We start from the raw sequence: 14,012 nt of genomic DNA on the forward strand, positions 1-14,012 counted from the left end.
AAAAACCCTGTTTTTATCAATTATAATTGTCATTACGACAATAAAACTTGTCAAAACAATTATTATTATTTAACTCATCTTTCTAATATAGGACAAACTACTACATATACAAAAGACAATATGCAAATGTTCATAAAAAAAATTATAAAAAGCATTATATTTTAATATATAATATTAAATGATTTACTAACATCAAGGAGGATACATATGAAGATGAAGAGGGGTATTACCACTTTATTATCTGTAGCCGTTCTTTCCACATCGCTTGTAGCATGTTCAGGAACAGCTGAGAAAACAGTGGCAAAAGAAGAGAAAGTACAATTAACAGACCAGCAATTAATGGCTGATTTATGGTATCAAACAGCTGGCGAAACGAAAGCACTATACTACCAAGGATACAATATTGGTCAATTGAAGCTTGATGCAGCTCTTGCAAAAGGGACAGGCAAAAAACCTGCTATCATACTTGATTTAGATGAAACTGTTTTAGATAACAGTCCTCATCAAGCTATGAGCGTAAAAACAGGAAAAGGCTATCCTTATAAATGGGACGATTGGATTAATAAGGCTGAAGCTGAGGCTCTCCCAGGCGCTATTGATTTCTTAAAATACACAGAGTCTAAAGGTGTAGATATTTACTACATCTCAAATCGTAAAACGAATCAACTAGATGCAACAATTAAAAACCTTGAGCGCGTAGGGGCTCCTCAAGCAACGAAAGAACATATATTACTACAAGACCCGAAAGAAAAAGGAAAAGAAAAGCGTCGTGAACTTGTTTCTCAAACACATGACATCGTCCTATTCTTCGGTGACAACCTATCTGATTTCACTGATTTTGATGGGAAATCTGTAAAAAATCGCAATGAAACAGTAGCAGAATCAAAAGCACAATTTGGTGAAAAATTCATCATTTTCCCTAATCCAATGTACGGTGATTGGGAAGGCGCTTTATATGACTATAATTTCAAAAAATCAGATGCAGAAAAAGATAAAATCCGTCGTGACAACTTAAAATCATTTGATACAAAATAAAAGAGGATGGCATTTGCCATCCTCTTTTACTGCATATTTCTTGTTAAAGGCAAGATAAACACTTCAACACGTCTATTTTTCGCTTTTCCTTCTGGCGTATCATTTGGTGCAATTGAACGGTATTCTCCGTAACCAACTGCACTAAATTTTTCTGGTTGCAATTCTTTATTTTGGAGTAACACCTGCATAAAATTAACTGCACGCTGTGTACTTAACTCCCAGTTTGATGCAAACTGAGCATTTGCGATAGGAACTGTATCTGTATGACCCGACACTGTAATTTCACGAGGTGATGCCGACACAAGCAGGTTAGACATCTCTTTTGCAATCCCTAATGATTCCAACTTCACATCTGCTTTCCCTGAGTCAAATAATACATTTTCTAATATCGTTACCATTAATCCTTTTTCAGTTAAATCCGTTTTAAAAGAAGAAGATAATTGCTTTTCCTCAATATACTTGTCAATACTTTGTTGTACTGCTTTTAATTCATTCATTTCTTGCTGTTTCACTTCAGCTTCAGCATCTTTTTTGATTTTCTCAGATTCCAAACCACTTGCCGATAGCTCTTTTTCTTCTTTTGGTTTTTGATCACTTAAAAACTCTTTATTTCCTGTTCCACCTGCTAGTTCACTTCGAAAAGCTACTGCCATCTGTTTAAATTTCGCAGCATCTATACTACTCATTGCAAATAAAACAATAAACAGCGCAAACAACAACGTTAGCATATCAGAATACGGGATTAACCAAGTTTCATCGATATGCTCGTCATGCTTTTTCCTTTTACTTCTTCTATTCTTCCTACTCCGCATTTTTTTCTGCTCCTTTTTCTAGCTTTTTACGCTCAGTTGCAGAAAGCGCACCTAAAATGCGGTTTTTCATAATAAATGGATATGTACCTTCTTGTAACATTAATAAACAATCAATAATTAAACGTTTCTTCTCTAATTCAGCAGCAGACTTTTGCTTTAATTTATTTGCAAATGGATGCCATAATACGTAACCTGAAAAAATACCGAAAATCGTTGCAATAAACGCACCTGAAATAGCATGTCCTAGCTTTTCAATATCAGTTAAATTTCCAAGTGCAGCTACAAGACCAATAACAGCACCTAAAACCCCTAATGTAGGTGCATATGTACCAGCTTGCGAAAAAATAGTAGCTCCTTTTGCATGTCTTTCTTCAATTGCTTCTAATTCAGCTTCTAAAATTTGTTCTAAGTCTTCTGCAGATACACCATCAATCACAAACTTCATACCACGCAAGAGAAATTCATCTTGAATTTTATCTAATTGTTGTTCTAAAGACAAAATACCGTATTTTCTACTCTCAGATGTCCAATGAACAAATAATTCTAGTAACTGTTCATAACTTAAATCTTTTTTATTTGAACCAAAAAGAACTTTAAATAATTTTGGAATCCTTTTTAGTTGATTCATTGGAAAGGCAATACATACTGCAGCAAATGTACCAACAAAAATAATTAATGCTGCTGCAGGATTAACTAAGGCCATTACGTCAGCGCCCTTGACGACCATTCCTACTACTACTGCCAACACTCCTAAAATGACTCCAATAATTGTTGCAAAATCCATTCCCATTCACTCCTAGTCTATACAAGAAGTCCTTTATTCTCCATAATCGTTACATCTCCTTATATGTATATATTACATAAAAAATGAATCACATGAAAGATAGGAAATGAATTATATAAAAAAAATACTACAATTTCACACATTTTCTGACATTTTCTTTGCATTTCTATTACGTTATGACTCTTATATTTCTTTTTCAATAAACTAGATTTATAATAAAAACGATACATATTTTATTAAGAAAGGACAGTGATTACAAGGTATCATGAAAAAGATAATACTTATTTCTGCCACTACTATTGTAATCGGTATCACATCTTTCGCTTACTTTGGTTCTAAATCACCACTGCAAAATGAGGCGAAAGCTGTCGAAAGTCAAAAACATAGTAACCATCCAAAAGAAGAGATTCCTGCTTTTCCAAAAGCTGATCATAATGCAAAGAAACTAGATGATAATTTTTCCGTTGTAACAAATCCAGATTCTGCTCTTGTATTAGTCAATAAACATCGTAAATTACCAGATGGGTACATTCCAGAAGATTTAACGAAACCGAACGTACCATTTACTAGTCCAAAAGATAAAGAGAAAACATTACTTCGCAAAGATGCTGCAGACGCTCTTGAAAAAATGTTCCAAGCAGCGAAAGAAGAAGGTTTAGAACTTACAGCAGTTTCAGGTTACCGTTCTTACAAACGCCAACAGTCATTACATAATACATATATTAAACGCCAAGGAAAAGCTGCGGCTGATTCGGTAAGTGCAATTCCTGGAACAAGCGAGCATCAAACTGGTCTAGCAATGGATATTAGCTCAAAATCTGCTAAATTCCAATTAGAACCAAGATTCGGAGAGACAGCAGAAGGAAAATGGGTTGCAGAACATGCCCATGAGTTCGGATTTGTCATTCGTTATTTAGAGGATAAAACAGAGACAACAGAGTATTCATACGAACCGTGGCACTTACGCTACGTTGGCAATCCATATGCCGCATACATATATAAGCACCACCTAACATTAGAAGAGGCAACGAAGGACAAAAAATAAGAGAGCGAATCGCTCTCTTATTTTTCTTTTATTCTATTATTGTAATAATTTCTTCCATTCCTCAGGCCACGGTTCGCCTCTTCCAGTTCTTTTCGATGCTTGGACCATCATACCGCGTCCAACTAAACAAACTTCCCCCTCTGCATTTTTGACCATATAGTGTAAATCTAAAGAGGAGTTCCCAACCGCTCCTGCCTTTACATATATTTTCAACTGCTCATCAAAATAAATTTGTTTAATAAAATTGCATTGTAAATCTGCAACAACGATCATCGTTTCTGAAGATTCATGTGTCCATTCTTGCATAAATCCAAGTTCTTTAAACAATGCGATACGAGCTTCTTCAAAATATGTAAAAGCAACGACATTATTTACATGTCCAAACATATCTACTTCACCAAAACGAACTTTGACAGGATTATAAAATGAAAAACCACTTTCCCATTGCTCAAAGTCTTCAATATAAGAAATTCTCTTCATCGTTCCCTCTCCTTTTCGCTCTTAAAATAAACAGAATAAACAGAAAAATAAACTTATAAATATTGCCTCTTCAACACGAAGAGGCAATATTTATTAATAGTTATTGTCGCTACCAAAGAAATCTTTGAACGATTGAATTGTTGTATCACGGTTTAATGCTGCAATTGAAGTTGTTAATGGAATACCTTTCGGACATGACTGCACACAGTTTTGAGAGTTACCACAGTTTGCAAGTCCTCCATCACCCATAATTGCACGCAAGCGATCTGCTTTATGCATTTCACCAGTTGGATGCGAGTTGAATAAACGCGCTTGTGAAAGCGGTGCTGGTCCAATAAAATCAGATTTACTGTTTACGTTCGGACATGACTCTAAGCAAACACCACATGTCATACATTTTGAAAGTTCATATGCCCATTGACGCTTTTTCTCTGGCATTCTTGGACCTGGTCCTAGATCGTACGTACCGTCGATTGGAATCCAAGCTTTAACACGTTTTAACGCATTAAACATACGGCTACGGTCAACTTGTAAGTCACGTACAATCGGGAATGTCTTCATCGGCTTTAAGCGGATGGGTTGTTCTAACTGGTCAATAAGAGCTGTACATGATTGACGTGGTTTTCCGTTAATCACCATCGAACAAGCACCACATACTTCTTCTAAACAGTTCATATCCCATGCAATCGGAGTCGTCTGGTTTCCTTTTGAATCAACAGGATTACGACGAATTTCCATCAGTGCCGAAATAATATTCATATTTGGACGATATGGAATTTCAAACTCTTGGTCAAACTCTTGTGCATCTGGTCCATCTTGTCTCGTAATGATGAGGCGGATTGTTTTCTCAGACATGTTGCTTATCCCCCTTCTCTTCACCCTTAGCAGCTACATCATGTTTTGAGGAATAGTCACGTTTACGTGGTTTAATTAATGAAACATCCACTTCTTCGTAATGGAATGCTGGTGCTTTTCCTTCTCCCTCAAATTTCGCCATCGTAGTTTTTAAGAAGTTTGCATCATCACGATTTGGGAATTCTGGTTTGTAATGTGCTCCGCGGCTTTCATTACGGTTATATGCGCCAATTGTAATAACACGTGCTAACTCGAACATATTTGCAAGTTGACGTGTAAATGAAGCACCTTGGTTACTCCATCTCGCTGTATCGTTAATGTTAATGCGTTTGTAACGCGCCATTAACTCTTCAATTTTCGCATCAGTTTCTAGTAACTTTTTATTTTCACGAACTACTGTAACGTTATCCGTCATCCATTCTCCAAGCTCTTTATGAAGAACATATGCATTTTCGTTACCATCAAGCGTTAAAATATTGTTAAATTTCTCTGTTTCGATTAATTCATTTTGCTCATATACAGTAGATGAAACAGCATCAGATGATTTAGAAAGACCTTTCATATACTCAATCGCGTTCGGTCCTGCTACCATACCACCGTAAATTGCTGATAATAGTGAGTTCGCACCAAGGCGGTTACCACCGTGCATAGAATAATCACACTCACCTGCTGCAAATAAACCTGGAATACTTGTCATTTGTTTATAATCAACCCATAATCCGCCCATTGAATAGTGAACCGCTGGGAAGATTTTCATTGGTAGTTTACGAGGATCATCACCTGTAAATTTCTCATAGATTTCAATAATTCCACCAAGTTTAATATCTAGTTCTTTCGGATCTTTATGAGAAAGATCTAAGTACACCATGTTTTCACCGTTAATACCTAGTTTTTGCTCTACGCAAACATCAAAGATTTCACGCGTTGCAATATCACGAGGTACAAGGTTTCCGTAAGCTGGATATTTTTCTTCTAAGAAGTACCATGGCTTACCATCTTTATACGTCCAAACACGTCCACCTTCACCACGTGCAGATTCACTCATAAGACGTAACTTATCGTCTCCAGGAATTGCCGTTGGATGGATTTGAATGAACTCACCGTTCGCATAATATGCACCTTGTTGATATACAGCAGACGCTGCTGTACCTGTATTAATAATAGAGTTTGTTGATTTTCCAAAGATGATACCAGGGCCCCCTGTTGCCATAATCACGGCATCAGCTTGGAAACTTTTTATCTCCATAGTTTGTAAGTCTTGCGCGACGATTCCTCGGCACACACCTTCATCATCCACAACAGCTCGTAAGAAATCCCAACCTTCATATTTCGTTACAAGTCCTGCTACTTCATGACGACGTACTTGCTCATCTAATGCATATAGTAATTGTTGACCAGTTGTTGCGCCAGCAAATGCTGTACGATGATGTTGTGTTCCACCGAAACGACGGAAATCAAGAAGTCCTTCTTCCGTACGGTTGAACATAACACCCATGCGGTCCATTAAATGAATAATACCAGGTGCTGCATCACACATCGCTTTAACTGGTGGTTGGTTCGCTAAGAAGTCCCCACCATAAATTGTATCGTCAAAGTGGATCCATGGAGAATCCCCTTCACCTTTTGTATTTACGGCACCGTTAATTCCACCTTGGGCACATACAGAATGTGAACGTTTTACTGGTACTAAAGAAAATAGTTCAACATTTACTCCTGCTTCTGCCGCTTTAATCGTTGCCATTAAGCCGGCCAAGCCACCGCCGACTACTATAAGTTTCCCTTTCATGCTCTCCCACTCCTTACTGGTTTGCTAGCTGTGGATCGATGAACGCTAATAATGCACTCACACCTACATAAGATAGACCTAAGAAAATAGCTAATGTTACATAAGTAGAGATTCTTTGTGAACGTGGAGATACTGTAATTCCCCAGCTTATGCAGAATGTCCATAGTCCATTTGCAAAGTGGAAAATTGTTGAAACAACACCAACTAAATAGAAACCAAACATAAATGGGTTGTTTAAAATATCTGCCATCATATCATAGTTTACCTCTTTACCTAACAATGCTTGAATACGAGTTTCCCAGACGTGCCAAGAAATGAAGATCAGCGTAACGATACCTGAAATTCGTTGGAAGACGAACATCCAGTTACGGAAATAGCCGTAAGATACCGCATTGTTCTTAGCTGTAAATGCAATATATAAGCCATATATAGCATGGTACAGTATAGGTAAAAAGATGATGAAAATTTCTAGCGCATACCGGAATGGAAGGAGCTCCATAAAGCCTGCAGCTTTGTTAAAAGCCTCTGCTCCTCTTGTTGCAAAGTTGTTTACAATTAAATGTTGCGTCAAAAAGACACCAACCGGGATGACCCCCATTAATGAGTGCCACTTACGAAACGTATACTCGCGGCCTTTCATGTCCCCATTACCCCCTTGAATGTTTGACTGCTGTTTTCAGATTAATTTACAACAATAATGTTTTTTCACTATTGGCATAAGAAAAACTGAAAAAATTATTCGAAATATTTCAGCATAATTTGATTCCAAGTTCATTTTACCCCTATTTTTGTCGAAGCGTCAAGAAAACGTATACATAATTTGCATATAATTTGCCAATTCTTTTTTTTTCTTATATATTCAGATTTCCCCAAAGAAAAATCTGTTTTTATAAATGAAAAATGTTATATAATAATCCCTATAGAAAGAGGGGAATATTGTGAGCAAAAATACAATCGATATAACATCTTTAGAAGATGTTTCATTGAACGCCTTCGCTTATGAATTGCTACGTGAAGAATTACTACCTGATTTAATTGGTAACGATTTAGATGGTATTTTATACTGGGCCGGTAGAAACCTTGCGAGAAAATATCCGCTAGAAACAATTGAAGAAGTCATTCAGTTTTTTGAAAAAGCTGGTTGGGGCACTTTAAGCATCATTGAACATAAACGTCGTGAAATGCAATTTCAACTTAAAGGTACACTTATTACTGAGCGTCAAAAACAAAAAAGACATTCATCTTATCAATTAGAAGCTGGATTTATCGCCGAGCAAATTCAAAGACAAAGAAACGTCGTTGCAGAGTCCTATGAGGAACAGAAAAAACGTTCAGACTCTATTACATTTCTTGTTAAATGGGATATAAAAGATCTCATTGAAGTGTAGCATCTACTTACAGTCAACTAGACATATAAGTTTAGTTGACTTTTTTGTATATTCATTTAGGTGTGTTTATTTTAAATCTTCAGAAATTATATCAAAAAACAGAAGACATTGTAAACTACAACGTCTTCTTATCTGTTAAATAAGTATAAATTGTCTCCGCTACATTTTTCGGCATACCCGCTTCGACAAATTCCGATACGGAAGCTTCTTTCATCTTTTTTAATGAACCAAAATGTTTTAGCAATACTTTTTTTCGTTTATCACCGATTCCGGGAATTTCATCTAACGCCGATTGAATAACAGATTTCCCGTGTAATTGACGATGGAATGTAATTGCAAATCGATGTACTTCATCTTGAATGCGCTGCAATAAATAAAATTCTTGGCTATTCCTCGCAAGCATAACAGGCTCAGGCGGATCCCCAATAATTAAATGTGATGTTTTATGTTTTTCATCTTTTACAAGTCCTGCCATTGGAATATATAATCCAAGCTCGTTTTCAAGAACATCACTTGTAGCCGTGAGATGTCCTTTTCCCCCATCGATAATTATTAAATCTGGCAAAGGTAAATTTTCCTTCAATGCTCTCGTATAACGGCGTCTCACAACTTCCCTCATAGACTCGTAATCATCTGGCCCTTGGACCGTTTTAATTTTATATTTCCGATATTCTTTCTTCGCTGGTTTCCCATCAATAAAAGCAATCATTGCTGAAACAGGATTGGCCCCTTGAATATTTGAATTATCAAACGCTTCAATACGATAAGGTGTTTCAATACCGAGCTGCTTTCCTAAATGATCTACAGCTTTAATCGTTCGCTCTTCATCACGTTCAATTAAGTGAAATTTCTCTTCTAGTGCAATTTTTGCATTTTTATTTGCTAATTCCACAAGATCTTTTTTCTTCCCACGCTTCGGCTGTGTCGCTTCAACTTCTAAAAAGCGCTCTACTAATTCTGAATCGATACTTCCTGGAACAACAATTTCCTTCGGCTTGAAATGACTACTGTTTTCATAAAATTGACCGATAAAAGTTAAAAAACCCTCTTCAGGTTCATCATATATCGGGAACATGGAAACATCGCGCTCAATTAACTTTCCTTTTCGAACGAAGAAAACTTGAACACACATCCACCCTTTATCAACTGCGTATCCAAACACATCCCGATCCACTAAATCACTCATAATCATCTTTTGCTTTTCCATAATTGCATCAATATGAGCAATTTGATCTCGCAACTCTTTCGCCCGTTCAAATTCTAGTTTCTCTGAAGCCTCGTACATCTTCGTTTCTAATTCTGAACGAATTTCTTTATGCCCACCATTTAAGAATTTAATAATTTCATCTACAATTTCTTTATTTTGCTCATCCGTTACTTCTTTCACACAAGGCGCTAAACATTGGCCCATATGATAATATAAGCAAACTTTATCTGGCATATTGGAGCATTTACGAAGTGGATACATACGATCTAATAATTTCTTTGTTTCATGTGCCGATTGCGCATTTGGATAAGGGCCAAAATACTTTCCTTTATCCTTTTTTACGTTTCGCGTAATGAGTAAGCGTGGCTGTTTTTCAGCTGTAATTTTAATGAAAGGATATGTTTTATCATCTTTTAATTGAATATTATATTTTGGATCATATTTTTTTATTAAATTCAACTCTAAAATAAGAGCCTCCAAATTTGAGGAAGTCACAATATATTCAAAATCAACAATTTCTCCAACAAGCCGAAGTGTTTTCCCATCATGTGAACCAGTAAAGTACGAGCGCACACGATTTTTGAGTACCTTTGCTTTTCCGACATATATAACCGTTCCCTGCTTATCCTTCATTAAATAACAACCAGGTTGATCGGGCAAAATTGCTAACTTCTCTTTTAAATGCTCGTGCACTCGTCTCCCTCCATTTCTACATGCTTATCATTTTTATTTTCACATAAAAACATACTATGTCAAAACACCCAACATACGTTCCTTTATTGTAACGGAAAGGCTGAAAAAAAGAAAATAAAAAAAGCTACCAAATGGTAGCTTCTTTATTTTAGAAGTGTTTAGAAACTAATTCTACTAACGCTTCTTTCGGTTTATATCCTAACGCTTGATCAACTACTTTACCGTCTTTTAATACGAAAAGAGCTGGAATACTCATTACTTCGAATTGACGAGCAGTTTCTTGGTTTTCATCAACGTCCACTTTTACTACTTTTACTTTCTCGCCTAACTCTGAATCGATTTCCTCTAATACAGGAGCGATCATTTTACAAGGTCCGCACCAAGGCGCCCAGAAATCTAATAATACAACACCTTCGCTAGTTTCAGCTGCGAAGCTTTGGTCATTTGCATTTATAATTGCCATTTTATTTCCTCCTTCAAGTATATTCTACCAAGAGTATATCATTAACTTTTATACGTGGCGAATATTATGTATCGTTATGTATTGTAACAAAAAAATGTTCCTTTATACTATATAAAAATATGGATGAAATACTAAAAAGATGAGAGACAGGGGATCTCTCACCTTTTTCTATATATAGGGGTACTTCACTTGGAACTCAAGGGTACTCAAATCATGAATGTACTTTTAACTTTTTGAACTCTTCTGTTAAAAGAGGTAATACTTCAAATAAATCACCGACAATACCGTAGTCAGCTACTTTGAAGATACTTGCTTCTGGATCTTTATTAATCGCAACAATTATTTTTGAATTAGACATACCAGCTAAATGTTGAATCGCACCAGAAATTCCGCATGCGATGTATAGGTCTGGTGTAACAACTTTACCTGTTTGACCAATTTGTAATGAATAATCACAGTACTCAGCATCACAAGCACCACGAGATGCTCCAACAGCGCCGCCTAGTACGTCAGCCAATTCTTTTAACGGTTTAAATCCTTCTTCACTCTTCACACCACGGCCGCCAGCTATAATGACTTTCGCTTCAGAAAGATCAACACCTTCTGCAGTTTTACGGACAACATCTTGAATGATTGTACGTAGATCTTTCACATCAACTGTAATAGAAGACACATCACCGCTGCGCGATTCATCTTTTTCAAGAGTTGCGATATTATTTGGGCGCACTGTCGCAAATAATATACCATCTGTTACAATCTTCTTCTCAAATGCTTTACCAGAATAGATTGGACGAGTAAAGATAACATTGCCACCTTCAATTTCTAAAGCAGTTACGTCAGAAATTAAACCAGCTTCAAGCTTCGCTGCTAATTTTGGTGATAAATCTTTACCAAGTGCTGTATGTCCAAATACAATGCCTTCTGGATTTTCTTCAGCATATACAGCTAAAAATGCTTGTGCATAACCATCAGATGTATATGATTTTAATTTATCATTTTCAACTGTCACAACGCGATCTGCACCGTAATGAATCAATTCATTTGCAAAAGAGGCAACGCTGTCTCCAACTAGAAGACCTACCACTTCACCGCCTTCTGCAATTGTTTTTGCTGCTGCTACTGCTTCAAACGAAACGTTACGTAGCGATCCATCACGAACTTCACCCATTACTAATACTTTACGAGCCATAGATTTTCCCTCCTGCATATATAATTTCGTATTTTATTAGATTACTTTCGCTTCTGTGTGGAGCAACGATACAAGTTCTTTTACTTGATCTTGCAGCTCGCCTTGTAACACTTTTCCTGCATCTTTCTTAGGAGGCAAATAGATTTCAATTGTTTTTGTTTTTGCTTCCACATCATCTTCTTCTAAATCTAAATCATCTAATTCTACTTCTTCTAGTGGCTTCTTCTTCGCTTTCATAATACCTGGAAGTGATGGATAACGCGGTTCATTTAAACCTTGTTGCGCTGTTACTAGAAGAGGTAATGATGTTTCAATTACTTCTGTATCCCCTTCAACATCACGCTCAATCTTCACATTTGTACCATCAATTTCAAGCTTCGTAATCGTCGTTACGTATGGGATATTTAACGCTTCAGCTACTCGTGGACCAACTTGTCCAGATGCACCGTCAATCGCAACGTTCCCGCCTAAAATTAAATCAATTTCTTTATCTTTTAAATATTCAGCAAGCACTTTTGCTGTTGTAAATTGGTCACCATTCTCAACATCATCTTCAATGTTAATTAGTACCGCTTTATCGCAGCCCATCGCTAATGCTGTGCGAAGTTCTTTTTCACTATCCTCGCCACCAACTGTTATAACAGTAACTTCTCCACCTTGTGCATCTCTTACTTGAATCGCTTCTTCAATCGCATATTCATCGTAAGGGTTGATGATGAATTCCGCTTCGCCATCGTAAATTGCACCGTTTTTAATTACGATTTTTTCTTCTGTATCAAATGTTCGTTTCATGAGTACGTAGATGTTCATTCCATTTACCCCCTTATTTTTCAGAAAGATTCTATCAATTTTAAAATTCTGTTAATTTTTATTAAAAAAATAATTGGACTACCTACCACTAAATGAAGGCTTACGTTTTTCTAAAAACGCTGCTACGCCTTCTCTTCCATCTTCACTCGTAAATACTTCACCAAAAATCTGTGATTCACGCTGTACACCTTCATAATAATGAGACGATTTTGTCGTTTGTAATAACTCTAGCACAGCACGAGTTGTTGCTGGGCTTTTTCCAGCAATCTGTTTTGCAATTTTAAGCGTATCTTCTAAAATGGATTCTTCAGAAAACACTCCGTTAACAAGTCCCCATTGCAATGCTTCTGCACCAGTAATTGGTGTACTTGTTAACATCATTTCACAAGCTTTCGCTTTACCAACATAACGTGGTAAGCGCTGTGTACCCGCAAAACCAGGAATTAATCCAAGTGTTAATTCAGGTAAACCAAGCTTTGTACTTTCAGTTACAAAGCGCATGTGGCAAGACATAGCAAACTCAAGGCCACCGCCAAGTGCCGCTCCATGAATTGCCGCAATAACTGGTTTTGAGCATTTTTCAACACGCTCAAACGTAACTTGTCCAAGCTGTGCTAACTCTGTTGCTTGCTTCGCTTCAGTAACAGATGTAAATTCTTTAATATCTGCCCCCGCGGAGAAGAAGCGTCCTTCACCATGTAAAACAACAACACGAATGTTATCATCCTTTTCCACTTGATCGATTAATTCAGTAACGTCATGCATAACTTGTGAAGACATCGCATTAGCTGGAGCATGATTTAACGTCGCCACCGCGATATGATCTTCAACTTTTACAGATAGGAATTTCAACATGATCCCTCCCATTATTTACGATAACCACAAGCTGCAATAAGTAGCCCATGTACCGTTTTTGAAAGTGCGACCAGATCATACTTATGATCGCTCATTACCCAATTGGTCACAACTTCATCTACTGTTCCAAAGATCATTTGTCTTGCCACGCGAACATTTAAATCCGCCTGAAATTCACCTTGCTTTATACCTGTCTCTAAAATCTCATCCATAACTTGTAAGTAGCCTTTTAGTACTTCATTTATTTTAAGGCGCAAGTCTTGATTGGACTGCCTTAGTTCTAATTGCGTAACGATAGCAAGAGGATCATTTTGTGACAACAGCAAGAAGTGCGTTTCTACCAACATGAATAACTTCGCTACAGCGCTTTCAATTCCTGCTATTTTTTGACGAATTGTTTCAACAAATTCTCCCATCTTCTCTTGGAATAAGGATATTAATATATCTTCTTTATTTTTAAAATATAAATAAATCGTGCCATCAGCTACCCCAGCTTGCTTTGCAATTTTAGAAACTTGCGCTTGATGGTATCCATTCTCCGCAATCACAATGACTGCTGCATCAATAATTTGATTGTATTTCGGTCTATTTTTCTTCACTTTACTGTCCC

The 14,012-nt window shown here is 36.8% G+C and carries 15 protein-coding genes; 3 read left to right on the forward strand and 12 right to left on the reverse strand.

Annotated features, from left to right (window positions below):
- Nucleotides 1–207: 207 nt before the first annotated feature.
- Complete coding sequence (locus tag EXW56_RS21520; RefSeq protein ID WP_215596925.1) at nt 208–1,035, forward strand: 5'-nucleotidase, lipoprotein e(P4) family; 828 nt, start codon at nt 208–210, stop codon at nt 1,033–1,035.
- Between the two features lie 26 nt (nt 1,036–1,061).
- Here the strand turns inward: EXW56_RS21520 and motB are convergent, their stop codons facing one another.
- Complete coding sequence (gene motB / locus EXW56_RS21525; RefSeq protein ID WP_002112099.1) at nt 1,062–1,847, reverse strand: flagellar motor protein MotB; 786 nt, start codon at nt 1,845–1,847, stop codon at nt 1,062–1,064.
- Nucleotides 1,837–2,631, reverse strand: coding sequence for a flagellar motor stator protein MotA (gene motA, locus EXW56_RS21530; RefSeq protein ID WP_002112100.1), 795 nt, complete (start codon nt 2,629–2,631; stop codon nt 1,837–1,839). The genes motB and motA overlap by 11 nt, the downstream gene beginning before the upstream one ends.
- A gap of 265 nt (nt 2,632–2,896) precedes the next feature.
- Here motA and EXW56_RS21535 point away from each other — a divergent pair, with 265 nt between their 5' ends.
- The gene (locus EXW56_RS21535; protein ID WP_002199239.1) at nt 2,897–3,676 is read left to right on the forward strand and encodes a M15 family metallopeptidase; all 780 of its coding nucleotides are present in this window, start codon (nt 2,897–2,899) and stop codon (nt 3,674–3,676) included.
- A gap of 36 nt (nt 3,677–3,712) precedes the next feature.
- Here the strand turns inward: EXW56_RS21535 and EXW56_RS21540 are convergent, their stop codons facing one another.
- The 4 genes from EXW56_RS21540 to sdhC all read right to left on the reverse strand — a co-directional run bounded on the left by EXW56_RS21540 (nt 3,713) and on the right by sdhC (nt 7,437).
- Nucleotides 3,713–4,156 carry an acyl-CoA thioesterase gene (locus tag EXW56_RS21540; RefSeq protein ID WP_002160315.1) on the reverse strand — a complete coding sequence of 148 codons (444 nt, stop codon included), beginning with the start codon at nt 4,154–4,156 and terminating at the stop codon, nt 3,713–3,715.
- Between the two features lie 93 nt (nt 4,157–4,249).
- A complete protein-coding gene (gene sdhB, locus EXW56_RS21545) occupies nt 4,250–5,011 on the reverse strand; it encodes a succinate dehydrogenase iron-sulfur subunit (protein ID WP_002088861.1) in 762 nt (253 codons plus the stop codon).
- The gene (sdhA, locus tag EXW56_RS21550; RefSeq protein WP_002112104.1) at nt 5,004–6,797 is read right to left on the reverse strand and encodes a succinate dehydrogenase flavoprotein subunit; all 1,794 of its coding nucleotides are present in this window, start codon (nt 6,795–6,797) and stop codon (nt 5,004–5,006) included. The genes sdhB and sdhA overlap by 8 nt, the downstream gene beginning before the upstream one ends.
- Before the next feature lie 13 nt (nt 6,798–6,810).
- Nucleotides 6,811–7,437, reverse strand: a complete 627-nt coding sequence (gene sdhC, locus EXW56_RS21555) for a succinate dehydrogenase cytochrome B558 (protein ID WP_002015407.1) — start codon at nt 7,435–7,437, stop codon at nt 6,811–6,813.
- 298 nt (nt 7,438–7,735) lie between these two features.
- Here sdhC and EXW56_RS21560 point away from each other — a divergent pair, with 298 nt between their 5' ends.
- Nucleotides 7,736–8,185: a YslB family protein gene (locus EXW56_RS21560; RefSeq protein WP_002015405.1), complete on the forward strand. Its 450-nt coding sequence runs from the start codon at nt 7,736–7,738 to the stop codon at nt 8,183–8,185.
- A 115-nt stretch (nt 8,186–8,300) separates the two neighbouring features.
- Here EXW56_RS21560 and uvrC read toward each other — a convergent pair whose 3' ends face one another.
- From uvrC to EXW56_RS21590, 6 genes are all read right to left on the reverse strand, one after another.
- A complete protein-coding gene (gene uvrC, locus EXW56_RS21565) occupies nt 8,301–10,085 on the reverse strand; it encodes an excinuclease ABC subunit C (RefSeq protein WP_002199238.1) in 1,785 nt (594 codons plus the stop codon).
- 148 nt (nt 10,086–10,233) lie between these two features.
- On the reverse strand, nt 10,234–10,548 hold the full coding sequence (trxA, locus tag EXW56_RS21570) for a thioredoxin (RefSeq protein ID WP_000974757.1): 315 nt from the start codon (nt 10,546–10,548) through the stop codon (nt 10,234–10,236).
- Nucleotides 10,549–10,759: 211 nt separating this feature from the next.
- On the reverse strand, nt 10,760–11,737 hold the full coding sequence (gene etfA, locus EXW56_RS21575) for an electron transfer flavoprotein subunit alpha (protein ID WP_002199237.1): 978 nt from the start codon (nt 11,735–11,737) through the stop codon (nt 10,760–10,762).
- Nucleotides 11,738–11,773: 36 nt separating this feature from the next.
- Nucleotides 11,774–12,547 (reverse strand): electron transfer flavoprotein subunit beta, encoded by a 774-nt coding sequence (etfB, locus tag EXW56_RS21580; protein ID WP_002199236.1) that lies wholly within the window; start codon nt 12,545–12,547, stop codon nt 11,774–11,776.
- 78 nt (nt 12,548–12,625) lie between these two features.
- Nucleotides 12,626–13,402: an enoyl-CoA hydratase gene (locus EXW56_RS21585; RefSeq protein ID WP_002088868.1), complete on the reverse strand. Its 777-nt coding sequence runs from the start codon at nt 13,400–13,402 to the stop codon at nt 12,626–12,628.
- 11 nt (nt 13,403–13,413) lie between these two features.
- A complete protein-coding gene (locus EXW56_RS21590; RefSeq protein WP_087945806.1) occupies nt 13,414–14,001 on the reverse strand; it encodes a fatty acid metabolism transcriptional regulator FadR in 588 nt (195 codons plus the stop codon).
- Between the last annotated feature and the right edge of the window lie 11 nt (nt 14,002–14,012).

Origin of the sequence: Bacillus mycoides, assembly GCF_018742245.1 — a bacterium.
Classification (GTDB): Bacteria; Bacillota; Bacilli; order Bacillales; family Bacillaceae_G; genus Bacillus_A; species Bacillus_A cereus_U.